The 25,809-nt window shown below is 41.1% G+C and carries 20 protein-coding genes; 9 read left to right on the forward strand and 11 right to left on the reverse strand.

Annotated elements, in window-relative coordinates:
- The 5 genes from AC2SLP_RS04995 to AC2SLP_RS05015 all read right to left on the reverse strand — a co-directional run.
- Positions 1-2,391, reverse strand: a 2,391-nt coding sequence (locus AC2SLP_RS04995; RefSeq protein ID WP_486535542.1) for a transferrin-binding protein-like solute binding protein, incomplete at its 3' end; no start/stop codon positions are given.
- Between the two features lie 381 nt (positions 2,392-2,772).
- Positions 2,773-4,149, reverse strand: a complete 1,377-nt coding sequence (locus tag AC2SLP_RS05000) for a hypothetical protein (RefSeq protein ID WP_486535543.1) — start codon at positions 4,147-4,149, stop codon at positions 2,773-2,775.
- A 350-nt stretch (positions 4,150-4,499) separates the two neighbouring features.
- Positions 4,500-4,862: a hypothetical protein gene (locus AC2SLP_RS05005; protein WP_486535544.1), complete on the reverse strand. Its 363-nt coding sequence runs from the start codon at positions 4,860-4,862 to the stop codon at positions 4,500-4,502.
- Between the two features lie 699 nt (positions 4,863-5,561).
- A complete protein-coding gene (locus tag AC2SLP_RS05010; protein WP_486535545.1) occupies positions 5,562-6,938 on the reverse strand; it encodes a hypothetical protein in 1,377 nt (458 codons plus the stop codon).
- Between the two features lie 245 nt (positions 6,939-7,183).
- Complete coding sequence (locus AC2SLP_RS05015; protein WP_486535546.1) at positions 7,184-7,462, reverse strand: SlyX family protein; 279 nt, start codon at positions 7,460-7,462, stop codon at positions 7,184-7,186.
- 340 nt (positions 7,463-7,802) lie between these two features.
- Here AC2SLP_RS05015 and AC2SLP_RS05020 point away from each other — a divergent pair, with 340 nt between their 5' ends.
- Entirely contained in the window at positions 7,803-9,743 is a 1,941-nt protein-coding gene (locus tag AC2SLP_RS05020; protein ID WP_486535547.1) for an ATP-binding cassette domain-containing protein, read from the forward strand.
- A 294-nt stretch (positions 9,744-10,037) separates the two neighbouring features.
- Positions 10,038-11,027 carry an LpxL/LpxP family acyltransferase gene (locus AC2SLP_RS05025; protein ID WP_486535644.1) on the forward strand — a complete coding sequence of 330 codons (990 nt, stop codon included), beginning with the start codon at positions 10,038-10,040 and terminating at the stop codon, positions 11,025-11,027.
- Between the two features lie 278 nt (positions 11,028-11,305).
- Here AC2SLP_RS05025 and AC2SLP_RS05030 read toward each other — a convergent pair whose 3' ends face one another.
- Positions 11,306-13,180 (reverse strand): calcium-binding protein, encoded by a 1,875-nt coding sequence (locus tag AC2SLP_RS05030; protein ID WP_486535548.1) that lies wholly within the window; start codon positions 13,178-13,180, stop codon positions 11,306-11,308.
- Positions 13,181-13,566: 386 nt separating this feature from the next.
- On the opposite strand from AC2SLP_RS05030, the gene trpS reads away from it, so the two are divergent.
- The 5 genes from trpS to rluB all read left to right on the forward strand — a co-directional run bounded on the left by trpS (position 13,567) and on the right by rluB (position 18,573).
- Positions 13,567-14,661 carry a tryptophan--tRNA ligase gene (gene trpS, locus AC2SLP_RS05035; protein WP_486535549.1) on the forward strand — a complete coding sequence of 365 codons (1,095 nt, stop codon included), beginning with the start codon at positions 13,567-13,569 and terminating at the stop codon, positions 14,659-14,661.
- A 95-nt stretch (positions 14,662-14,756) separates the two neighbouring features.
- Positions 14,757-15,626, forward strand: a complete 870-nt coding sequence (locus AC2SLP_RS05040) for a segregation and condensation protein A (RefSeq protein WP_486535645.1) — start codon at positions 14,757-14,759, stop codon at positions 15,624-15,626.
- Positions 15,627-15,714: 88 nt separating this feature from the next.
- On the forward strand, positions 15,715-16,386 hold the full coding sequence (scpB, locus tag AC2SLP_RS05045; RefSeq protein ID WP_486535550.1) for an SMC-Scp complex subunit ScpB: 672 nt from the start codon (positions 15,715-15,717) through the stop codon (positions 16,384-16,386).
- 86 nt (positions 16,387-16,472) lie between these two features.
- The gene (locus tag AC2SLP_RS05050) at positions 16,473-17,456 is read left to right on the forward strand and encodes an alpha/beta fold hydrolase (protein WP_486535551.1); all 984 of its coding nucleotides are present in this window, start codon (positions 16,473-16,475) and stop codon (positions 17,454-17,456) included.
- 154 nt (positions 17,457-17,610) lie between these two features.
- Positions 17,611-18,573, forward strand: a complete 963-nt coding sequence (gene rluB, locus AC2SLP_RS05055) for a 23S rRNA pseudouridine(2605) synthase RluB (protein ID WP_486535552.1) — start codon at positions 17,611-17,613, stop codon at positions 18,571-18,573.
- A gap of 97 nt (positions 18,574-18,670) precedes the next feature.
- On the opposite strand, the gene AC2SLP_RS05060 is transcribed toward rluB, so the two are convergent.
- The gene (locus AC2SLP_RS05060; RefSeq protein WP_486535553.1) at positions 18,671-19,297 is read right to left on the reverse strand and encodes a hypothetical protein; all 627 of its coding nucleotides are present in this window, start codon (positions 19,295-19,297) and stop codon (positions 18,671-18,673) included.
- Between the two features lie 117 nt (positions 19,298-19,414).
- A complete protein-coding gene (locus tag AC2SLP_RS05065) occupies positions 19,415-20,002 on the reverse strand; it encodes a hypothetical protein (RefSeq protein WP_486535554.1) in 588 nt (195 codons plus the stop codon).
- Positions 20,003-20,148: 146 nt separating this feature from the next.
- On the opposite strand from AC2SLP_RS05065, the gene AC2SLP_RS05070 reads away from it, so the two are divergent.
- Positions 20,149-20,742: a LysE/ArgO family amino acid transporter gene (locus AC2SLP_RS05070; protein ID WP_486535555.1), complete on the forward strand. Its 594-nt coding sequence runs from the start codon at positions 20,149-20,151 to the stop codon at positions 20,740-20,742.
- 261 nt (positions 20,743-21,003) lie between these two features.
- On the opposite strand, the gene AC2SLP_RS05075 is transcribed toward AC2SLP_RS05070, so the two are convergent.
- The 3 genes from AC2SLP_RS05075 to AC2SLP_RS05085 all read right to left on the reverse strand — a co-directional run bounded on the left by AC2SLP_RS05075 (position 21,004) and on the right by AC2SLP_RS05085 (position 24,270).
- Positions 21,004-21,654 (reverse strand): MarC family protein, encoded by a 651-nt coding sequence (locus tag AC2SLP_RS05075; RefSeq protein WP_486535556.1) that lies wholly within the window; start codon positions 21,652-21,654, stop codon positions 21,004-21,006.
- Between the two features lie 228 nt (positions 21,655-21,882).
- Positions 21,883-22,797 carry a carboxylating nicotinate-nucleotide diphosphorylase gene (nadC, locus tag AC2SLP_RS05080; RefSeq protein WP_486535557.1) on the reverse strand — a complete coding sequence of 305 codons (915 nt, stop codon included), beginning with the start codon at positions 22,795-22,797 and terminating at the stop codon, positions 21,883-21,885.
- A gap of 360 nt (positions 22,798-23,157) precedes the next feature.
- Positions 23,158-24,270 carry an NUDIX hydrolase gene (locus AC2SLP_RS05085; RefSeq protein WP_486535558.1) on the reverse strand — a complete coding sequence of 371 codons (1,113 nt, stop codon included), beginning with the start codon at positions 24,268-24,270 and terminating at the stop codon, positions 23,158-23,160.
- Positions 24,271-24,568: 298 nt separating this feature from the next.
- Here AC2SLP_RS05085 and nadA point away from each other — a divergent pair, with 298 nt between their 5' ends.
- Positions 24,569-25,771 carry a quinolinate synthase NadA gene (gene nadA / locus AC2SLP_RS05090; protein WP_486535559.1) on the forward strand — a complete coding sequence of 401 codons (1,203 nt, stop codon included), beginning with the start codon at positions 24,569-24,571 and terminating at the stop codon, positions 25,769-25,771.
- Positions 25,772-25,809: the final 38 nt, after the last annotated feature.

Raw genomic sequence — 25,809 nt, forward strand, 5'->3', positions numbered from 1 at the left:
TTGCACACCAGATTTATCAGCTTCTGGATCATTCTTAATCTGTGCGGCTGTCTGTGCTTCTTGTGCCTCTGTCGTGGCTTGATTCGCTGACGCTATTTGTTCTTCCGCGGCTTGCTGTGCTGCTGCTGCTACCTGCTCGGCTGCTGCTTGGTCTGCTTGCGCCGCTTCTAGAGCTGCTTGACGACGCTCTACTTCTGCTTGTAGGGCGTCTGTGTTACCGCCGCCTGCTAGAGCATCTGCTAAGGCTTGTTCTGCTGCTTCAAGCGCTTCTTGCGCCGCTACTAGTTGTTCTTTAGCTTGCGCCGCTTCGTTTGCCGCGGCGTCCGCTTTCGCTTTTTCTGCTGCCGCTTGTTCTTGTGCAGTTTGGGCTGCTTGCTGCGCTGCTGCTGCTTCTTGCTGCGCTGACTGTGTTTGTTCGTTTGCTTCGGCTACGGCTGCGTCTGCTTGAGCTTTTATCTCTTCGGCTTCTGCTTGAGTCGCTTTAAGTTGCGCTTGTGCTGCTGTTGCCTGCTCTTGAGCTGCCTTGGCCTCTGCTTCTGCTGCTGCTACTGCCGCTTGTGCTTCTTCTTGCGCTTCCCCTATGGCAAGCTCTGCTGCTGCTTTCTCAGCCTCAAGCGCTTGTTCTGCTGCTGCTTGTGCTTCTGTCGCTGCTTGCGCCGCTGTTTTCGCTGTTTGCGCAGCTTGCTCGGCTGCTGCTTGCGCCGCTTCTGCTGCCGCTGCTCGTTCTAATGCAGCTGCAAGTCCACCGTCTCCACCTTCGCCTGCATTGGCTAAGGCGTCTTCGGCTCTTGCTAAGGCTTCTTGCGCGGCTGCTGCCTCGGCTTGTGCCTGCTCTGCTGCTGCTTGCGCAGCTTCTGCTTTGGCTTGTTCGGCTGCAACTGCTGCTTGCGCAGCTTCTGCTTGGTCTTGCGCAGCTGTCGCGGCTGCTTCTGCTGCGGTTTGGGTGTCTGATTTAGCACCGTAAGTACCTTGGGCGTCTGCACTGGTATATACACCGCCTAGGTACTGAGCATCACCGCCGTAGAACCCACCGTCAGTCGTATAGTCTCCTTCGCTGCCTGAGAATTGATTGCCTGCTATGTTGGCAGTTAGGTTGATATCCCCTACATTATCAAAGCTTAAGGTGCCATCAAGCGTCTTCGCGACAAAGTCTGCGGTAAATACTGATGATCCAAATTCAATAGCATTGCCTATGCCAAGCATGCGATGCGTCGCATCACCGGTATAACCTGCTGTCCCTTCTGTTGGTACATTCGCCTCTTGGGTGGCATTACCAATCACTGCTGCGCCATTGACAGGTAGCTCTAAACCACTAAATTCCGCTTTACCATCAATATGACCAATGCGCATGTCATCGCCAAAGTCTTTATACGTTGAGGTATAGGTTAGCGGCAGCTCTTGGCCTAGTGCGCCTACTACTGCATTGTCTTCATGACTCATAAAGCCATTGGTACCAGCTATTTCTGTGTCACTCTCTCCTGAGGTTGTGATTGTTAGTGCACCTAGTAAACCATCTGCTGCACCTGGCGCTGATTCCGATGCTAAATCTGCTCGTGCAACGACACTATTCTCATCAGCGCTAAAATCACGAGTTGTGGTGTTAAATACTTTGTTAAGTGGTACGACATCAACGTTCAGAGTTTGCACACCAGATTTATCAGCTTCTGGATCATTCTTAATCTGTGCGGCTGTCTGTGCTTCTTGTGCCTCTGTCGTGGCTTGATTCGCTGACGCTATTTGTTCTTCCGCGGCTTGCTGTGCTGCTGCTGCTACCTGCTCGGCTGCTGCTTGGTCTGCTTGCGCCGCTTCTAGAGCTGCTTGACGACGCTCTACTTCTGCTTGTAGGGCGTCTGTGTTACCGCCGCCTGCTAGAGCATCTGCTAAGGCTTGTTCTGCTGCTTCAAGCGCTTCTTGCGCCGCTACTAGTTGTTCTTTAGCTTGCGCCGCTTCGTTTGCCGCGGCGTCCGCTTTCGCTTTTTCTGCTGCCGCTTGTTCTTTTTGTGCAGCTGCTTCTTGTTTAGCACTCTCTAATTCTGCTTTTAAGGCTTGTAGTTCTTCATCGCTGATACTGTTTTCATTGCCACCGTTATCACCGCCACCGTTATCACCGCCACCGTTATCACCGCCACCGTTATCACCGCCACCGTTATCACCGCCACCGTTATCACCGCCACCGTTATCACCGCCGCCGTTTTCACCGCCGCCGTTTTCACCACCACCACCTGGAATAGTCGTTGTAGGTGGATTGACATAGGGGTCACTATTTGAACCGCCACAAGCAGCTAAGAGAACTGACGTAATCAGTACCACACTAGCTTTTAAAGGCGTGTTGATTTTTTTTGCTGATGAAAGCGATGAGATAGGTGCAATAGAAGTTTGCTGAAATGACATTAGTCTTCCTCCATGAAAGATGATAATAGTCCATTAAAATAATTGGTTCTTAAAGCTCAAAACTAAATTATGGAATTGATAATTTGAGTACTATTAAATATTAATATAACAGTTAATACAATAGTTTATAAAGTTTTTTGAAAATAATGCCCCGTTAGGACATTTAATTTGTAACATATTTTATTTAATACATACAAAATTATTATCCATCTAAACGTGTTATGTATTGATTTTTAAAAGGTTAAAGTAACTTAACCGCATAATAGCACAATGATTAATTTTAATTCAGAATTATAGAATTTAACAGGCAACTCTTTAAACTAAAAGCCCACTAATGTTCATAAGTAAGCTTTTTAAAATAAAATTATAATATTGTATGAGTTATAAACTTTGATAAGACAGTTTAACGCCAGCTATATAGCCCTCGTTATCTTCAAACTTACTTACCGTACTTCCATTAGGTAACGCACCCGTTGCATCACCAAAGTTCAAATATTTACCACCGGCAGAAATAGCCCACTCAGGGGTCATATTAAACTTCATACCACCGCCAATACTATAATAACCATCAATGGTTCCTAATGTGCTCGTTGGATCACCTGCGCCGCTGTCCCAACCAACAACTATAGAGCCTGCCAACCTTTCATTAAATCGTTTAGCCAGCCCAACATCAACTTTCCATTGATCTTCGCCATATGCAATTAATGGTAATCCATCTGGATCATCGACAGAGGCTTTTGATAAGGCGTTATATAATGGTGGCACAATAGAAAAGTCACTCCACGGCACCCAGCGTACATCAAGTGTACCTAGAAGCTGGTATTTCTCGCTCAATCCAGTTTGGAAATTAAGATTAACAGACTCAGGGGTTTTAACGTTTGCTTCATTAACCCCTCTACCTCCATTTGCAACCGCATCCGTGATCAAAGGTGATGTACTTACTGATGGCGGAAGTTGACTCACAACTAATCCACTAATAGCACTACCTGCAATTGGTAAATATTCTGCAACAGGCGCTTCATGTTCAATTTTAGAGCGGTAGGTAAGATTCGCTTTTAATGCAATTTCTGGAACACTATATCCCACACCAGCCACCCAACCGACTGCCGAATCAGTGTTAATACTTGCATCATAACCAGTTAAGGGTCCGTAAGCTTGCCCGCTGAGTCTGACGTTCGCTTTGGCTTTTTGAAGAACGGGTCCACCAAAAATTTGTAAGCCGTCTGCTTTATAGCCAAGTAGTCCCGTCCATGACTCTGTATGTACAGACACTTTTGAGTTTGTTTTATAATTAGGATTATTAAGCTGAGGGTTTATAAGATCACTTTGAAAGCCAATCTGCAGTTTGCCACTGACTATATTTTGCTTACCAGGCTGTCCAACAAACTTACTATTGCCTTCATATTCAACTTCGGCGCCCCAAGGCTCATCATAAAAAACACCAATACTAAAAGCATCATCTATGTCTGTTTTAACACCATAACGCATAAAGGTATAACTATCTTGCGTCATGTTGCCAGTTGGGCCACCTTTTATATAATCTTCGTCTGCCGATACCCCATAAATATTAGCATCGTTATCATAGCCTGAAATATCAGTATCTATATAGGCATAGTCAACTTCTGCATAGGTACCATCATTAAAGAATCCTTTGATATCTTGACCAGATCGATCAAGGCCGGCAGCATGAGTAAAAGAAGCTACGGGTAAGGATAAGATAGCAAGAGTAAGTTTAGAGATTGGAAAATTTTGAGACATTTGTGTTCCTCCTTAAAAATAGTCACCGAATGCGTCATGTATAAAACATAAACATTTCAGTGTGTGGCATTCCTTTGCCGTAATACTAGGGCGTGTCCCTAGTGATATAACTTAATTAAGCTATCTACTTATAATATAAAAATACACCATAGTCAAAAGTCATTATAACAATGAACGCTTTATTATCACGTTGATGATGGTTAATACTGTCTATAATTAGTGTTTATAAGTATCAATTAAATTACCTTTCAATTAAAAGGTGTTGCCCAATGAAAAAGTACTGGTCAATATAAAAGGTAGCATACTTGTGCTCCCTCTATTTCAGGTTTTGTATAGGCAAAACCTGCGAGTCAGCCTGTTGAACGATCGGGCATAGTGGTCATGTTATAGCCATTAAATGGTCCATATGCTATACCACGAAGCTCAACCTCGCCTTCTGCACGTTGAAAGACTGGCCCAGCATATACCTGAAATTCTTTGCTTTGACCAAACTTAGCTCCTAATATGCCAGTTAACCCATAGGTACGCACACTGACAACCGTGCCGCTACCCGCTGTTGATTGGCTAGCAGCAAGCGCGCTGCCTTGGAGTAGAGCAGCTTGACTTGCAGTTATAAATCCAGCGGCTACTACATTTTGCAGACTACCCGCCTGTGCGACAATAGCATCTATACGATCTTGAAAACCAGCCGCATCGCTAGCGCCATTTGCCACAAAGTTACTTGAATCGCGATAGGCAACTTCTACACCAAGGGCTCATCATATAATACCCCTATACTAAAGGTGTCATCAAGATCAGTCTTAACCCCATAACGGAAAAAGTCATACTCATCGGCAATATCACCAGTTTTATTACCAGAAGTATCTACACCTTTGACATCAACATCTAAATACGTATAGACGGCTTCAGCATAGGTACCATCTTGGAAAAAAGCACTTGTATCCTAACCTGATCGATCTCGACCAGCAGAATGTGACAATGATGCCAAAGACAGTGCAATAAGCACTAAGGTAAGTTTTGATAAAGGGGATTTTTTGAACATTTGGAACTCTCTATGAAAAATTATTCTCTATTTCATGTATATAAACATTTGTAGTAAAGAATTAGGTACATCCTGTACTTGATAATCCAGCGGTCCAAATTAAGACACCTTATATAAGGCGTTTAAAACAATAAAAAGGCTAACCATTTAAACTGATTTAAACATGAGTTTAAATCTGACAACTGTTGTCATCATAGTTAAAGTTTGGAGTGATATCAATCAAAGCATTTGTATTTGTCCATAAAAAAAGCGGCCCCAGAGCCGCTTATTTTATAAAACATTGATAAGACATTGAAATTGATAAAATCAATAAGTAGTGACTTAAATGTCTACATTTATAAGCGTATTTAGGCAACCTTGCCCTAAAAGCTTATTTGTCTTGGTAAGACAATTTAACACCCGCTATGAATCCGTCATTGTCATCGAATTTACTAACAATTGAACCGCTAGGTATTCTGCCTTTTGCATCACCAAACATCAAATATTTACCACCTGCTGATAAGGCCCAGTTTTTATTTAGGTCATACTTGGCACCAAGTCCCACACTATAATAGCCTTCAATAGGTCCTAAAGAAGTGGTCGGATTGCCTGCGCCACTGTCCCAGCCTATTGAACCTGAAACTGCTAAATTAGGGGCAACACGTTTACCTAAGCCTAATTCAACTAGCCATTGATCGTCTTCATAATCTACAAGATTCAATCCTGATGGACCGAATCGACCCGAAGTTTTGGTTACGCCATTATATAAAGGCGGTGTGATAGCAAAATCACCCCATGGCACCCAGCGTACTCTTGCCGTAGCTAAGGTAGTAGGATTAATACCCGTTTGGAAATCGAAGTTAACGGACTCTGGCGTCGTAATTTTCATATCATTGGTTTGGATAGGAGAAGTACCCACTAATGCCGCTAAAGGAAAGGTTTCAGCCGCCGTGACATCATGATCGATCTCAGAGCGATACGTTAAAGCTGCTTTTAGCGCAATTTCTGGCTTGCTGTATTTAAAACCTGCAATCCAGCCATAATCTGTATCTGGATTAACGTTTAAGTCGTAAGCCGTTGCAGTCTCATAAGCATCCCCACGCAAATGTACTTCTGCAGTTAAACGCTGAGCAACGGGACCACCATAAACTTGAAACTCTTTATTTTGACCAAAATTCACGCCTAAAATGCCTGTAATACTTTCAGAACGTACCTCCACATTGGTTTCATCATTGCTAGATAACACGCCATCAAGTACAGCTTCAAGCCCTCTTAAACGAGTAACATCAGCAACAGTTGCGCCACCTGGCTGTCCAACAGAACTTGCTACCACATTTACATATTGTTTGAACCCAGCGACATTAGTGATTGGTGTATTACCAAGGCTTAGCCCTTGAGATTGAATGACCTTATCTGCATAAATCGACGGCGGGGCGATAAAGGCGTTATCACCTTGATAATCAGCAGCAGCGCCCCACGGCTCATCATATAAAATACCAATACTAAAGGTATCATTGATGTCTGCTTTTACACCATAACGGAAGAAGTCATAATCTTCAGCAATATCTTTAACTTTATTGCCATAAATATCTTTACCAGTGATATCTGCATCAATGTAAGCATAACTGGCTTCGGCATACGTACCGTCTTGAAAAAATGCAGTAGTATCTTGACCTGAACGATCTAATCCTGCAGCTGATGCAACGCTTGCAACAGAAAATGTAGCAATAGCAGTCACTAGCAATTTAATATTTGAGTTTATCGACATAGATGTCTCCAAAGTCCATTTTAAGAACGGATATAGGTGTTAAATAGTGAATAAATAATAAAGATAGGAACACTCAAAAAATAGATAATATAGAAATATTAATCTCGGCTTTTAAGCTAACGCTAATATTACTCAAGTGTTAATTCAATTGCAACATATTGATACAATTAAACTTATCATTAAACTCCTTTAACTTAGTGATTATTCATAGCAGTGAAGATAAAGGTAGCTATTCGGATCAGACCCTAATAGTGAGGGGGTACTTCAGATGCAGGATCAAAATGCGCAATGCTTGATTCGCTTTGACGGTTTATCTGACCATATAATAATTGCAGTTGTCGCTGCATGTCTTGAATTTGTTTGTCTTGACGAGCGATAACCTCATCTAAGCTATCAACAGATAATTCTAAATGCGCGACTTTAGACTGCAAATCCATAATGGTATTACGGTCATCTGAATCGTTGCTGGTTGAATCAGTACTAGCTAAGTTGATGCTAGATGGTAGGCTAGGTACATTACTCATAAGGCACATTACTCATAAATGATGGCTTCTCGGTTTAAAGCTAATACACGGTTGCTGAAATAAATTCACCGCCCCGGCTTTCAATGATTTCTATGCGAACACAATATATTACCTTACTCTCAACACATTGCGTAGGCTGTAGCTTTAGACCAGCATATAAAATTAATAGATACGTTTCGCTGGGCTAAAAGCATCAGCCTACAATGGATTGTAATAAGTTGAGAGTGAGGTATACGTTATATTAATATAACTAAAGCAATCAATGTATAGCCGCATGATATACTGTATCCAATATTAACATGTAATCCTTAATTAAATACACCGTGGTAATTTTATATATATGGCACTTATTAACTTAAAAGATGTACATCTGGCTTTCGGCATTGCCCCCATACTTGATGGTATCAATCTAAGTATTGAAGCTGGGGAGCGTGTTTGTCTCATTGGACGTAATGGCGAAGGCAAATCTACGCTATTTAAACTTATTGATGGAAGAATCCAACCTGATGGTGGTGAAGTTATCATCAATAGCAGCGTCAAAGTGGCCATGCTCGAACAAGACGTACCTGAAACTAACGGACGTATTTTAGACATCGTTATGGGCGGAGATAAAAAAATAGCAGACTTATTAATTGCCTATAACCAAAAAGCGGATGCTTGTGCTTCAGGCGATATGGATGCCTGTGAAGACATGTCGCATCTGCAACATGATATTGATGCCGCTCATGGATGGGATTTAGAGCGAGAAGCTCGTCAGATCATAACTACTATGGGACTTGACCCTGAAGATGATTTGTCTTCATTGTCAGGCGGACGAAAACGCCGTGTGTTACTCGCCCGCTCATTAGTCACTAAGCCGGATATTCTTTTGCTTGATGAGCCAACCAACCATCTAGATGTCGCCAGTATCGAATGGTTAGAGCAGTTTTTAAAAGACTGGCAAGGTTTAACCTTGTTGTTTGTTACCCATGATAGAGCTTTTGTCGACAAGTTAGCGACCCGCATAATCGAATTAGATCGTGGTAAGCTTTCAAGCTATGATGTGACTCAGGGGGCTCGCGGTTATGCCCGTTATCAAGAGCTTAAAGAACAGCAGCTTTTGGCTGAAGAGAAAAATAATGCTAATTTTGATAAAAAACTGGCCCAAGAAGAAGTTTGGATTCGTCAAGGGATAAAGGCGCGTCGTACCCGTAATGAGGGCCGCGTTCGAGATTTAAAGAAACTACGTGAAGAACGTCAGCAGCGTCGTGAACAAGTCGGTAATGTCAATATCACCATGACCAGCGGCGATAAGAGTGGCAAGCTAGTCTGTAAAGTTAAAAACCTGCATCTTGAATACGATGGTAATGTACTGGTTAATGACTTTAGTACTACTATTATTCGTGGTGATAAAATTGGCATTATTGGCCCTAATGGTGCGGGTAAAACCACTCTGATAAAAGCCATTTTAGGCGAGTCTGATGATGAGGTGATCAAAAGAGGTAGCGTCACTTTAGGTACTAATTTACAGATTGCCTTTTTTGATCAGCTGCGCGATCAGTTAGATCTAGAAGCGAGTGTGGCTCAAAACGTCTCTGAAGGTTCTGACTTTATTGAGATTGGTGGTAAAAAAACCCACATAATGAGCTACCTACAAGACTTCTTATTTGCACCAGAGCGCGCCCGAACACCAGTTAAAGCCTTATCAGGTGGTGAAAGAAACCGAGTGCTACTAGCTAAGCAGTTGTTAAAACCTGCCAATATTATGGTACTTGATGAGCCAACTAATGATTTAGACATGGCCACACTTGAGTTACTTGAAGAAGCGGTGGCTAATTTTGATGGTACTATTTTACTCATTAGTCACGACCGTGCCTTTATGGACAATGTGGTTACGTCAACTTGGGTGTTTGATCAAGATGATGATGGCAATGGCATTGTTAAAGAGTATGTTGGCGGCTATCAAGATTACTTAGTTCAAAAGCTGCGTGAAACCGCTCAATTGAATAAACCGAATGCGTCAAAAAATAAGAAACATACGAACACCACTGTTGTTTCTAAAGACAAAGAAGCAACACCTGCTAAACGCAAGCTAAGTTACAATGAACAACGTGAGTTCGATGCTTTACCTAATCAGATTTCTAAGCTTGAGCAAGAACAAAATGAACTACAGCAAAAACTGGCAGATGGATCTTGGTTTACTACTGATTTAAAAGCCGCAACGGCGGCTAGTGAACGACTCGCTAAGATTGATGACGAATTGATGAGCAAATTGGAACGGTGGGATGAACTAGATAGTTAAATCGTTTTCTATTAGGCATTTTTAGTCACTCCTACCCCTATATTGAATATTATATTTATTATGACAGACGCTAAGCACACCGCATCAAGAACTACCAATCAGACGTCAAAAACGTCTGAGGACAATGCTGTTCAGCAGTTTAAACCGTCAAACACAGGTTCGGGTCATACCAAAATTAATACAGTCACTTTAAAAGATACAAAAAAGCATACTGAATCAGCAAAAGCTGGGAGTGCGATTAACAGTCAAAATTTTGGGCAAGGTCAGCCAAAGCCTATACCAATCCCTTCTGGTATGCCAAGTATCACTGAAAACCACAAACAAACCTACGTGACTAACAAACGTCCTTTTGAATGGTCATTCCTACATCCAAAGTATTGGAGTACTTGGCTAATTTTGGGACTTATACTTCCTTTGATTTATCTACCCTTACGTTTTCAATTTTGGATAGGTCGTAAACTGGGTATTTTAGTCTATACAGTTGCTAAGCGCAGACAGCGTGATACGTTAGTTAATCTTAAACTTGCTTTTCCAGAAAAGTCAGCAGAAGATCGTGAACGCATGGCAAAGCAGGTTTTTGTCAATCAAGGTATTGGTATTTTTGAGACCTTATGCGCTTGGTTTCGTCCTAATGTCTTCACACGTACTTTTTCAATATCAGGATTTCAGCACATCGTAAAGGCTCAAAAAGAAGGTCGCGGTGTTCTGCTATTGGGTGCTCACTACACCATGCTTGATCTAAGCGGTCGATTATTCGCTCAGTTTGCCCCCTTTCATTGTATGTATCGTCCGCAAAATAATGCGTTGCTGGATTGGTTTGTCTTCAATGCACGGCGTCATATGTGTGAAGAGCAGATTAGCTATCGCAACATGCGCGGTCTTGTTAAGAGTCTGTGGGAACGCAATATTGCGTGGTACTCTGTAGATCAAGATTTTGGTTTAAAACATGGGGTTATGGCGCCCTTCTTTGGGGTGCCTGCAGCTACTATCACCTCCCCGCGCCGCTTGGCTGAAATCGGTAAAAGCTCTGATCTAGAACCTGCACTTATTGGTATGCACTGTTATCGGCAAACGCCTGACAAATTACCTCGTGGTAAACGTCCGCATTATCATATAACGCTTACCCCACCACTTGAAAATTATCCAACAGAGGATGAAGTCGCAGATGCCACGAGCATTAATGAGATGCTTGAAGGCCTAATTCGTATTGCGCCCACGCAGTGGATGTGGTTCCATAAACGGTTTAAACATTCTGAAACTGGACGAACTGACTATTATAAGTAAGATGCTAATATAAACAGACAGTATCAGTCCGGTTGGCTACATAAGCACCCATCAACTGACCTATCTTTTTAGTCTAACTTTACATGTTTAGTTTAACCTGTCTTTATGTATAGCCTTTAAATTTTAAAGTCGCTGCTAATTAATCAGCAGCGACCCTATAAAATTATCATAAAACTATTTATTTAATGAGATTAAGGACGTTTAAACATATAGTGTCGTGTTAGTTAACACCTGATTAAACCTCTGAATTAAACCACACTGACTTAAATAAGAATGTCTTAAATAACGACAGCACAGCTTAACACGTCATCAACCATGCAGTTTTCAACCGTCAACACATAGTCATTGCCAAGCGCTACTGAAACATTGTCACCGTTTTGACTGGTTTGAGTGCTAAGCACACTGGCATCACTAAATAGGTCTGATGAGAACTGTAGCATGTCTGTATAACCTGCATCATTGTTAAAATCTTTGATGACATCATTTCCAGATAGGGAATCGAAAACAAAGGTATCACTGCCAACGCCACCGACTAAGGTATCATTTCCCGCACCACCATCAATAATATCATTGCCTTCAGCGCCATAGATACGATCATTACCACCCATCGCCACGATGACATCATCGCCACGTCCTGCATGTAAGATATCGGCCTGGCTAGTACCGGTGACAGTATCGTTACCTTCACGAGCGAAAACAGTTTGACCAGCTAGCTCATCATCTCCGATAGTGCCTTCTTCGTGATCTAAAAAGCTTTTTTGACCACGTTTAAACCACTTCATAAAGAAACGACTGTCTTGTAAGCCACTGTTGGTAATGTCGTAATTAGAATAATGACTGAATATCTCATTTTGGAAGCTGACAGATTCCACGTTGTCTGCTTCAACTAAGTTAATGCCATCTTTATCAACAAAGAATAAGGTGTCATCGGACATTTTGTACATGTCCCAGTCACGACTACGCCCTTCTATTCGTACTTCGTCATTACCCGTATTGCCATCGATATGATCAACGCCGATGCCAGCTCTGATAATATCATCACCTTGACCACCATCTATATAGTCATAGTTGGTGCCACCCGCTATTTTGTCGCCATACTTTGTGCCAATTAAAAAAGCTGAGGTGCCAAAGTGGCTTGAGCTTGTAGGCGCATAATCGTCCTCTACCCAAACTCTGTTTCGTTTTGAGGCAGACAACTGGGACACTATCACGGTGCTATCTTGCTGAGTATCATCATAAAATGAAGAGTCGATAACACGTGAAATGGCATCGGAAGTAATGCCATTAACATGTGCATACCAACCGGTTGCTATGTTTATAAAAGAGAATGGGCTGACATCCCATATAGAAGACGCGTATACGTCATTATAGAGCACAAAGTTGTCAGTAGAGCTACTAAACTCTTTATCCGGATTAACAAGGCCAGGGTCTGCAGCTTGAATGGCAGATATAAAATCAGGCTCGTTACCAGTCACACGGTGAGTCACATCGTTTTCATAACCGACGTTTAAGACCACATCACCATTATCATAGATTGTTGGCACGGCATGCGCAATATAATCAGAATCGGTAAAAAAGCCATCGACAATATTTTCTCGCTCTGCTGCCAACACATTGGTAACAGATGCCCCTAAACTATAGCCACTAAATACCACATCAGTAGCATCTAACCCATTATCAAGGGCAAAATCACGGACCATCTCTAAAATAGGCTCATACAGCTCAACACCCTCGCGCGTATTCAGGTTAAAATAGTCAAGTATGTCTGTTAGAGCATTAGTGCCTGCTACATTAAAATTAATACGGACTAACTCTCCAGCATCATTATACTGACCAAAGATTTTGGCTTGAGGTCCTGGCAATGCGGTGCCCGTATAAAGACTTGGAATGGTAAAATAGCCGGCATTATCGACACTATCTTTACTGACACCAAAGTCTGAAGAGGTTAACTCACGCCATCCATCAGGAACACTGACATCAATAGTATTTGCAGAATAGTCGCCTAATAATCCACCAAGTGAATTTAGGGCATCTACACCAGGAATGAAATTAAAAAAGCTAAATGAATTGGTATATGCAGCCAGTTTGCTGGTATCTTCTACAAGTTTTGTAGATTCTTCAATAGAGTAGTTTTTATAGTCGAACATGCCCATAACGTGTATCCTTACGTAGTTGAGGGAGTATGATAATTGAGTTGGTGAAGGAAGAGGTAATAGCTTGTATGCAATAGCGTTTTATCCTTAAGTACGCCATATCACTCAATTATTATGTAAAAATTTCAAATAATCAACTTAAAAATTTCATAAAGATCAGATTAATATCGATAGATAAGTAATTAGGAATGGGTTGAAAGATGATAAAAACCTCTTATGCTTGATAATTTTCGAACTCTCTTTCAGGGAAACTACAAAGATTTGATATACTGTTGCATTACATATTTAGTAACTTATTCATCCGTTGAAAGTTATCTATCAACCTTAATTCATTAACTCCTTACCCATAATAAATCAAATAAGCTATTATATAAATCGGGAACATTATGAGCCACACTGACGTCAATCAAACCCAAACAACCTCAGCAGACAGCCAACCTAAACGTGTTCTTACTGGAGTCACAACAACGGGTATCCCGCATTTGGGAAATTATGTCGGCGCTATCCGCCCTGCTATCAAGTCCTCACAAAATCGCCTGAATGAGCAAGACCAGTCGTTCTTCTTCTTAGCAGACTATCATGGCATAATTAAATGCTATGACCCCAAGCAAATTCATGAGTCAACCAAAGCGATTGCGGCAACGTGGCTGGCTTGCGGTCTAGATCCAGAAAAAGTCGTGTTTTATCGTCAATCTGATGTACCCGAAATACCTGAGCTTGCATGGGTTTTAAATTGTTCTTGCTCAAAAGGGCTAATGAACCGTGCTCATGCCTATAAAGCAGCGGTTGATGCCAACTTAGAGAAGGCCAATGTCGACGCTGACCATAATATTACCATGGGACTATTTGGCTACCCTGTTTTGATGGCTGCAGATATCTTGATGTTCAATGCTACTCATGTGCCTGTCGGACGCGATCAAATCCAACATATTGAAATGGCGCGTGATATTGCCGGCACCTTCAATCATAAGTACAAAGACTTATTTACCCTACCGTCAGCAGTCGTTGATGATGACATACCCCTGTTGACAGGTCTTGACGGTCGCAAAATGAGCAAAAGTTATGGCAATACCATTCCTTTATTTGGGGAATACAACCCTCAAATAGACGCTGAAAAGCAGCTTCGCAAAGCGGTGATGCAGATTGTCACCAACTCACAAGCACCAGAGGAACCCAAAGACCCCGACGATTCGGTGATATTTGAGATTTATAAAGCATTTGCGACACCTGAAGAAGTTGCCGACTTACGCTCACAGTTTGAAGCCGGTATTGCTTGGGGCGATGCCAAGCAAATCCTATTTGAAAAGATCAATGGCGAAATTGCGCCCTTCCGAGAGCGCTATTTTGAGCTAATGGCCAACCCCAAAGAGCTTGAAGAAATACTACAGATGGGGGCGGATAAAGCTCGCCGCTATAGTCGTAAACAACTGGACAAGACCCGCCGAGCTATTGGTATTAAGCCATTGGCAAAGCTAAAGTAAATGTTGGGTGATCATTAGCGACTCCACTCACTTAAATTAAGGTAAATAAGGACTTGAATACGCTCTCAGGGAACTTGAAGCAGCAGGCAGTACAGATTGATAACGACTCTGAATCTACTCCTGCAAACGAGCTTAGTGTTCGGATCTATACCACGCCTGTGCAATCATTGCCTGAGGATTTATATATCCCACCTCAAGCGTTTGCAATTTGGTTAGAGCAGTTTGAAGGACCACTAGACTTTTTACTGTATCTGGTAAAAAAGAATAATTTTGATATTACAGATACCGCTATCTTGCCGATAACTGAGCAGTATTTAGCGTATATAGATGAGCTAGATGCCGATCATTTTGAGTTGGCAGGTGACTATCTGCTGATGGCCTCTACTTTAATTGCTATTAAAACTGAGCTGCTATTACCTGCTCCAGAGAAGGTTGATGATGAGCGTGACCCAAAAGCTGAATTGATTTCACGTTTAGAGGATTACGCTCAAATCAAAGAAGCCGCTCGTCGTCTTGATACCTTAATACGCCTTGAGCGTGACGTTTTCTTAGCCATGACTAGCTTGCCTGAGCCTGAAATTATGGCTGCACAGTTACCCAGCTATCCTGCCGAGATGTTAGTAGAGAGTCTGCTTAAGATGCAATTAAAGCCTGATTATCAGATGCATAATATTAAAGTAGACCCAGTGCCATTATCGGATCGTATCGCTAGTATTAGTCGTCAGCTGAGTGCACGCGGTGAAGGCTCATTTGTAGAACTACTTGATAACCGTCAAGGACGATTGGGCGTAGTGGTCAGCTTTGTCGCTGTACTTGAACTGATGAAAAGACAGTTTATAGAAGTAATTGAAAACATAAGTGTTAATGAAGACGTTATAGACAATAAAACCGTGATTCTTGAGTTAGATAACCAAACCGATAACAGCGACACCCTATCGACTTTAAAACTGCGCTGGGTGGCTTAACTTAAGTCTTAGCCCATTAGCTACTTTCTAATCCTATTTAAGTTCAACACCTTTTCAAATTTTATATTTTAATAGCCAGTAAATTTTAATGCCGAAATTAACCAATGACCCTATGAATATCAAAGCAGAAGCAGATAGCACTCTTGATTCAGCAGTTAAAAAAGCAGAAGAAGCTGAAACCCCATCAGAAATACCCTCAATAAAACAGTCTGCAAATAATACTGAGTTAACGACGTTCAATCGTTATGATTTATTAAGCCGCCGGATTGAGGTACTATTACACGCTTCAGAAACGCCACTAACTGCCAGCCAGCTTAGAAAATTTTTATCCTTGTCTAAGCATGAATTAGAGACTGCACTGGTAGTTTTGCAGCAGCGACTGAGCACAGGGGTGTTATCTTTAAGCGAGTCAGCCAGTGGATATCGACTGCAAATACGCAGTGAGTATAGCGCGCTTATTCAAGAGGTTTTCCCGCAGCGGTTGGAGAATTTAAGTCAGGCGTTGCTTGAAACCTTGAGTGTCATTGCTTATAAGCAGCCAGTCACCCGTAGTGATATTGAACAGGTGCGCGGCGTTACTGTCTCAAGTAATATCTTAAGACAACTGTTTGATAAAGGCTGGATAATTGAGAAAGGCTATCGCGAAACTTTAGGTCGCCCTGCTCTACTTTATACAACGCCTGAGTTTTTGGACGCTTTTGGGTTAGAGGGTTTGGCTCAGCTTCCCCCTTTGCCAGAATTGAATCTGACACGTGATTAGTTGATACTTCTTATTAGTTGATACTACTATAGGGTATCCTGTTACATGGAGTACAGCCCACTACTTATAAGGATATAAGATACTTGATGACCATAAATAAAACCCTAAACTTAGTAACTACGACTGACAATCAACAGATAGCGGTTTGGAAAATAAACGATGCAGATGTCGTCGCTGATCAAGCTGAAAACAAACTTTATTATGAGCAAAAGCAAACCATATTGTTTGTGCATGGTGCGTTCTCAGATAAAGGGGTATGCTTAGGGATTGCCAGTTATTTTGCCTCGTTAGGGTTTCAGTGCTACATCATGGAATGGCGCGGTCATGGCAGTAGCAGCAAACCGCAAACCGATTATAATGTGGAAGATATTGGCCTTTATGATGTGCAAGCCACATTAAGCTATTTATTGAACGATCTAAAAGTAGAAAACCTTCACTGCGTGACTCATAGTGGTGGTGGCATTTGTTTGACGATATGTTTAACTCAATATCCTCAGTTTGTTGACAAAATAAATAGCATTACTATGTTTGCTTGCCAAGCCTTTGCTGCCGCAAGCACTCCATTACACTTCGTAAAGTTAATGACTCTAAAGGCCATTACTCGCAAGCTTGGGGTTGTCAAAGGCAAATCTCTTAAGCTTGGTACCATGAATGAAAGCTATTATCTACTGTCGCAATGGATGGACTGGAATTTAAATCAGAACTTCAACAGCTATACACCTACCCCTATTAAACAGCAGCTATTACGTTCGACTGCTTTGTGCTACAAAGGACGTAACCTTAAAGCTCCTAATACAATAACAACCTCTCAGATTCTCGATTATCGCAGTCTTATGCCAAACATTACTACGCCAATCTATACTATATGTGCTGCAGGTGATACGATCGCGCCTCCTAACGGCTGTCTTCAATACTTACAGGCTTTTAAAAAATCCAAAAACCGGTACCGAGAGTTTGCAGTGGCTAAGGGAGATTTAAACGATTATAACCATACAAGTGTATTTTTAAGTCGTCATGCTGCTAAAGAGGTCTGGCCAACGGTTTTGGACTGGGTTACTAAGCACAGTTAGATTCTTATTTAAGAACCAATAACATTACTTATATTTTATTTAACCCTACAATATCTTAATTGACGTATAATGCACTTCTAAAATCAGTCAATCCTGATTAAAAATTTATCTACATTGTGAAATGTAGCCACTCACCGATTCAAGGATGCATACTATGCCTCATTCAAATCAAAACGATATTAATCCTCAAACCACATCAACGCCTTCAACCACTCAGACCAGTACAGCTGGTACGGAAAAACTACAAAAAGCCTTAGCCCGTATGGGACTTGGTTCACGTCGTCAAATGGAAGAAGTCATTAAGTCAGGTCGAGTTTCTATAAATCAAAAGCCTGCAACTATTGGCGACCGCGTAGAACAAGGTGATGAAATTCGTGTTGATGGCCGTTTAATCAAGTATAAATCTGAGCGTGAAAAACGTCGCCGTGTATTGGCGTATTACAAGCCTGAAGGTGAAATTTGTTCGGCTAATGACCCTGAGGGACGTACCACAGTATTTGAACGTCTACCAAAGCTAACCCATGATCGCTGGATTATGGTTGGCCGTTTGGACATTAACTCTACGGGTTTATTATTATTTACTAACGATGGTGAATTAGCGCATCGTTTAATGCACCCGTCTAATGAAATTGTTCGTGAATACGCAGTACGTGTATTGGGCGAATTGACCCCTGAAATGATGAGAAACCTAACTGATGGGGTTACCTTAGAAGATGGCTTGGCCAAGTTTGAAGACATTAGGCAAGGTGGCGGTGAAGGCGTTAATAAATGGTATCACGTTAAGCTTAAAGAAGGCCGTAATCGTGAAGTACGCCGCCTAATCGAATCTCAAGGTCTTAAAGTGAGTCGCTTATTACGCACCAGTTATGGTTCAGTGGATTTACCGAAAGAATTGCGTACGGGACGTTTTATTGAACTCGATAGAAAAGAGATTCACCGTTTGATTGATTTGGTAGGTCTACGCCCTCGTGAAGACATGGGCGTGCACGGCAAAGCGAAAGAGAAAAAAGAGCGCTTTAAAAAGAAACCGCTCAAAGCTCGCCCAGCTCGCAGCAACTCTAGAACTCGTAATAATACTTCTAATATAAGTTCTGGCAACCGCGGTAGCAAACGCTAAATTTGACTTTGTATAAGTTAATGTTTTAGATCTAAAAAGCCCTTAGTTTATGACTAAGGGCTTAATTTTGAGTTTATATAATTGATCATTTAAGCGTTTACTTTCTCTGTTCTAAATAACGTTGCATCACTTGCATGTCTTGCAAAGCGTAACTTTGACAACTCTCTAACAAGCCATCAAGTTTGGTTTCGATTTTAACCAGTATTTCCTCAAGCAATCCTAATGCACGTGCCTCATTATCACTGATTTGGATTTCACTGATTAGAGCTCTATTTTTTGAGGCGGATGATATAGACTTTGTTTTGCTTTTACTTTTAGCCATATGCTCTGTTTGTTGCAGCATTTGCTCGTGATGTGCAATACGTTGATAACTGTTTATTAGTTCTGGCAATCGGGTTTGTAGCAGTTTACTCACCACAAACTCATCTTCAGAAATGGCAGGCGTTTTACTGGCTGCAATTGCTTCATTACGCCACTGCTGAAAAATATCCGCTTTGCCATCAATACGTAAAAGCTGCTGAACCACGACAGTCGGTAAGCCATTAATTTGATCTTCAGTTAAAGTAAGCTGCAACATAGGCGGTGGTGGTAATTGTGCAGGGTCCACATACTCAAGCTTGCCCGGTGTAATACCTACCGCGCGGTGGAAAGCCAGCCATCCTTTTCGGCCAACATAGCCTGTAGCTACTATTGCCAATATGCCAGCCCCGATAAGCACACTCATTAAAACCCTATACTCCTACCTGTTGATTTATCTGTATACTCTCTTTTCTAACTATACTGCTGTTTATAATAATGCTATAAAAAAATAAAAAAACTTTTGAGTTTAACTTTTTAAAGTTTAGTTTTCGAAACGTTGCTGTAAATAGCGATTGGTTGCTAATAGCTTTTGACCATCTTGATGGTATGCAGCATCTAACAATCCATCAAACTGACTGTCTACTGTATTCAATACTTCCATTAAAGCTTCTCTACCAGTCATATTCGAATTCTTGATCTTAGTGGTATCAGCGCGGCTCTCTTCACTGCTTTTTTCTGCAGAAAGCACAACAGTTTTATTGGGTTTGCTATCTAAGTCATGAAGGCGTCGATAATCAGCCACAGCTTCAGGGATGTGAGTGTCCATAACTTTTTTTATCATGATATAAGTTTCAGTTACCGCATCTGTATCATCAATCACACCGTCGTTATTGGTATCTCCATAAAGCGTTTTTAACTTCTCACCTTTGACATTGATGACATCTAACTTCTGCCTTACGTCAGTAGGTAGACTCTTCTCAGGGATATAACCCAACTCTGGCATCGATTTATACTCAAGCATTTTTGGTTGAGTAAATTTTTTGATACCACGATAGCCTAAATATATTCCAGTTGCTGGTAGCAAACCGTATAGTATAAACATCAGTACCATTGCCGTTGCTTGAGTCATATTACCATCCTTAAGTTTTTAACAATTATTTGAGGAATTAAACTCATTTTAAGCTAATCTCCATTATAATTAAGCTTCCATTAAATTTTTTAGTCAAATTTATAACTTCATGACCCTATTTTAATAATTTACCCTGAGATAACTAGATGGATTATGTATCAGGCTTTGCCCTGGGCTTATCACTTATATTAGCAATTGGTTCACAAAATGCTTTTATTTTAAAACAAGGCTTAAAAAGACAGCATGTTTTCGCTATATGTTTGTTTTGTGCGGTATCAGATGCTTTATTAATAACAGCTGGAGTCGCTGGATTTGGGAGTATTACCGCTAAATATCCCGATGTGGTAAATATTGCAAAACTGGGCGGCGCTTTATTCTTATTAGTCTATGGATTACTAAGTCTTTATGCCAGTATTACTAAATCTCATGCCTTAACTCAAGATACCCAAAATGTAGCGAGTCTAAAAAAAGCCCTTCTTTTATGTTTTGGATTTACTTGGCTCAACCCGCATGTTTATTTAGACACTTTAGTCTTAGTGGGAATGGTATCTACTGGCGCAGACAGTAAACTGTGGTTTGGATTAGGTGCAGTGAGTGCATCGTTCGTGTTCTTTTTTTGCTTGGGCTATGGGGCAAGACTATTATCCCCTCTGTTTACTAAACCTAAAGCATGGAATATATTAGACGCCATGGTTGGGATATTAATGCTTTATTTGGCATGGCATTTATACAGTAGTTGACTCGTCTAGTTAGTAACAGAACTATTTGGTTGATTGATTTATTTATTTTTTACTTAAAAACCCCACACAACTTATTTCAAATCGATGTAAGCTGGTGCTTCAAGCCTAGCGTAATGTATTTTTACCCAGATATGCTGGGCTAAAACCCCAGCCTACGTCAAGAGTTGAAAGTGAGGTATAAAAAAGGTCTCTGCAAATCTACTGAGACCTTATTAATACCATGATAGATGCAATCAAGAGGGACATCTAAAGATTGTAATCCTACATGAGCTGAGGAAAAATAGTTCTTAAACCACTGACTAATATCTCAATAGATACTGCAGCCAATAACATCCCCATCACCCGGCTTATAATGTTTAGACCCGTATCGCCTAAAAAGCGGCTGAGTCTACCTGCAGCCATTAAAGAAATATAACAAAATATAGCGATAATAAGACCAGATACGATAATAGCAAGTTTTTGTTTCCAAGATGTCACTTGAGAAGAATAAATAATTACCGTAGAAATACCCCCAGGTCCGATAATCATAGGTATAGCTAGAGGAACAACTGCAGCAGCGATATTACCCTCCATAGGCGTCCAGTCCGTCCACTCATCCCATTCCACATTATCTTGATCCGGTTTAACCGGGTTACCCTCACCATTCATCATGTTAATGGCAATTAAAAATACCAAGATACCGCCCGCTACTTGGAAAGACCCTATCGAAATCCCTAAGGCACGAAGAAGCAATTCACCGGCTATAGTAAAAAAGGTGATGGTAATGAACACAGTAGCTACCGCAACTCTAGCGAAGCTACGTCTATCGTCGGGTTTAAACCCACGAGTAGAATCTAGGAATAAAGTCAAGGCACTAAATGGATTAATTAGTACCACAAATGCCAAAATTATTTTGACAATTTCGGTGTCCATAATGGGCGCCTCAGCCTACAAAAAGTGGCGATTTTAACACATACATTAAATTGTAAAAACCCTAGCTTATAAGGTTATCAGCCAATTGTGTATCTTCAATGTATCATATTGCAGCATAAACCAAGTGAGACCTTATCGCATAGGTAATATCATATAATTAATATCGAATATTCAAATCGCATAAATAAAATACAACATTGTACCCAAAAATAGATATTAATTAGTACTTTATGCAGAAAAGTCCATACCAATATCTAGCGCTTTAGTACTATGAGTTAAATATCCCATAGCTATAAAATCAACCCCAGCTTTGGCGACTTCTACCACTTTATCTGGGGTGATGCCCCCTGAAGCTTCGGTCTTAATGCGACCACTTGGATGATTTTTGCATATTGCTACCGCTTTACTTAATGTTTCAGGACTCATATTGTCCAATAGTACCAGCTCTGCACCGGCATCAATAGCTTGTTGCAACTGCTCTAGAGTATCAACCTCAATCTCAATAGGTATTAAATGACCTGCCAATTGTTTTGACTGAGCGATAGCATTAGCAATGTTACCGGCTATCGCAATGTGGTTGTCTTTAATTAAGATGGCATCATCTAATCCTAAACGATGATTACGGCCACCACCGCAGCGCACCGCATACTTTTGCACTGTTCTTAAACCAGGTATGGTTTTACGAGTACAAGTTATTTGTGCCGGATAATCGGCAACCAAATCTACTACTTTTTTAGTTGCCGTAGCAATACCGCTTAAATGGGTCATAAAATTCAACGCCGTACGCTCAGCGGTTAATAAATTGCGGGCATTACCACTAATGGTTGCCAGAGTCTGACCGGCTGTAACCCAAGCACCATCCTGAGTGTGTGCTGTAAATTCGATAGAGGCATCCACTTGAGCAAATGCCAGTCTTGCTAGATCTATACCGCACACTACACCTTCATCGCGGACAGTCAATGTCAGCGTTGCTTGCTTAACTGCTGGAATAGTCGCTTGTGAAGTGACATCTCCTCTACGACCTAAATCCTCTATGAGTGCAGCTTCAACTAAAGGCGCTAATATGACATCATTTAAAGGGGGCTCAATGGTATTCTTACCTTTATTGTCAAGTTTAGCGATGTTATCAATAGAAGCAGGCATAGGTGGTCCTTAGCAGTTATATAGATTGGTATATATAGATTATTATGGTAGTCAGTTTTAAATATAACCTAAAAATACTAAAAACAAATAAACTTTAAACTCACATATCATATTTAAACTTGTTTTAATAATACTCATTATGAGCATAAATATAACGGAGATAAAAGAGATTAGCAATATATTATCTTTTATTAATTACTGCAAAGGTCGATTAAAGCCGTTTATACATACTTAGTTGCAGCCCATTTTGCATTGCAAATTATCATTGCAATAGCTATATATATTAATATCCCTACCTATTGAGGGCATAATAATTTAAGACCTATTTATTTAAGACCTATTTATTTAATGCCTATTTATTTAACGATAGCTACTATTAGGCAGCTTACTGTCCATCAGTAAACTCTGTAAACCTATATCAAAACGGAAACGATACAGTTTAGCGGGTCTTCCTCGACCTGTTTGGCTACTATTACCTGTGGGCTGTAGTAGATCTTGGCTTTCAAGCAGCCGTCTAAAGTTTTGTTTATGTAACGGGACGCCAGACAAAGCTTCGACACTTTGCTGTAGCTGTAACAGGGTGAACTCTTCGGGCATTAACCCGAAAATCAGAGGACGATACTCAATCTTTGCTCGTAATCTTGAAATCGCAGTGGCAATCACCCGTCGGTGATCATAGTACATAGGTTCGCCGATGACTTGTTGCCAATTATTAGGAAGCTTGGTGGCATTATATTCTGGAGACTCTGGCAATAACCCAGCTTCATATAACATCTCATAACGCAGAAGCGCGTGTTCGGCCACCCATTTATTAAACATCTCTTTGGCCGAGCTGCTATGACTGTCTTTACTAGCCATCACCTCTTTAAAATCTGAATCTTGCTCCCAATCACCACCCCAACATAAATAAATACGCTGTAACCGCTTGGTTCGCTCTGTACTGATTTTTGCTGATTCCGCCCATTTTTTAAGCTTTTGGATGATTTGAGTATTATTATTTTGTGGTTGTAGATGGTTTTCCCAAGGAAAGTAATCGTACCAATCTCGCCAGCGCGCCCCATTTTCAGAACTCAATTGAGAGGAATATTGAGTAGCATTTGAGCGATAGTCATCGCTGTTTTTAGACGTAGCTTTTTGAACTGCTTCTTGTCTTGCTTCTTGTACGGCCTCTTGTACTAGGCCCATGTAACTGACATACACTAAAGCATGACCGTCTTTGTTACGACGGTTGGTATCGACGAAGGTATAAAGCTGTTCAATATATCCTAAAGGTTGTTGTGTCTGTTCTTCTACCCATTGACGCACCCCTGCTTGCAATGAACGGTGCAATGGCATAAGCGGCCCATTAGGCAATAACTTACCCCCATCTACGGTAAGAACTCGGGCCCGATTATTGGTTATTGCAATAAGTACCGCTACCACCTCGGTGGTACCACTACCTTCGCTGTGGGCGTGTGAAAAAGACAAAGTCATATTTATTATTAATCTAAATAATATTTATTATTAATCTAAATAAAGCGTTGCTGACAATTTAGATGATGCTATTTTAGTGCTGCTATTTTGAGGGTTTTGCAGTTCATAAAACCTAATCTATTAGTATATCGTTTAATCTTTACAATTACACTACGACTAACTTAAACACTACTTGATAAACATCACCTTAAACTCTAGATAAAAAAATTCTTGTAATTATGCTCAAGATGAGCATAATTAGAGTACACCTTTTGGAAATAGCTATCTATTAAATTTTAACCGTGTAATAGGGATTATTATGACAGCCTCTCAAGCCAGTCCAGTCTTCATAGATAAAGTAAGAACAGCAGAAAAAGTAGAGCTCTTTGCCTATGACGCCCCTACTATTTCGCAAAGTAACCATCCGTCTAAGGCTAATAATATAGCAATCGAGTATGCGCAAGCTAAGATACCCGCAGAGCTTTCTCGTAGTGAACGTCAACAAGTTGTCGCTAATATCAAACGTTTATTAAAACAACACAATGCGGTACTAGTAGCGCATTATTATGTCGATCCTTATATTCAAGATTTAGCCCTTGAGACTGGTGGCTGCGTTGGTGATTCCTTAGAGATGGCCCGTTTCGGTAAAGAGCATGAAGCCGATACCTTAGTAGTTGCTGGCGTTCGCTTTATGGGCGAATCGGCAAAAATTTTAAGTATGGAAAAGACAGTACTTATGGCTGATTTAGAGGCAGAATGTTCGCTCGATTTAGGCTGCCCGATTGATGAATTTAGTGCATTTTGTGATCAACATCCCGACCGCACTGTGGTGGTCTATGCCAATACCAGTGCTGAAGTTAAGGCGCGTGCTGATTGGGTCGTAACATCATCAGTTGGTTTAGAGATTGTCACTCATCTGCATGAACGTGGTGAAAAAATTATTTGGGGTCCTGACCGCCACTTAGGTAAGTACATCCAAAAAGAAACCGGCGCTGATATGTTGCTATGGCAAGGCTCATGTATTGTTCACAATGAGTTTAAAGCTAAAGAGTTACATCAATTAAAAGCCGATTACCCCGATGCGATAGTCTTGGTACACCCAGAGTCACCTGACAGTGTGGTGCAATTGGCAGATGTGGTTGGCTCAACCAGTAAATTATTAAATGCTACCAAAGAAATGGACGCTAAAACCTTTATCGTCGGTACTGACCTTGGGATATTGCACGAAATGCAAAAGCAGTCACCGGATAAGCTATTTTTGGCAGCACCGACTGCTGGTGAGAGCGCTACATGTAAAAGCTGTGCTTTCTGCCCGTGGATGGCAATGAATGGTCTAAAAGGTATTGAACAATGCTTAGAAGAAGGCACAGGTGAAATTCATCTAGATCCCAAATTAGCAGAAGCTGCCTTAAGACCTTTGCAGCGTATGCTCGATTTCGCTGCTGAACAAAAACGCCGAGTGGCTGCTAGTGGAGATTTTATTAAGGATCGTGAGCTATTTAAAAATGTAGGCGCAGCGTAATTGTACATACCGCTTAATTTATAAATTTGCCTAAGATA

The sequence above is a fragment of the Psychrobacter sp. CX21 genome (genome assembly GCF_057396255.1).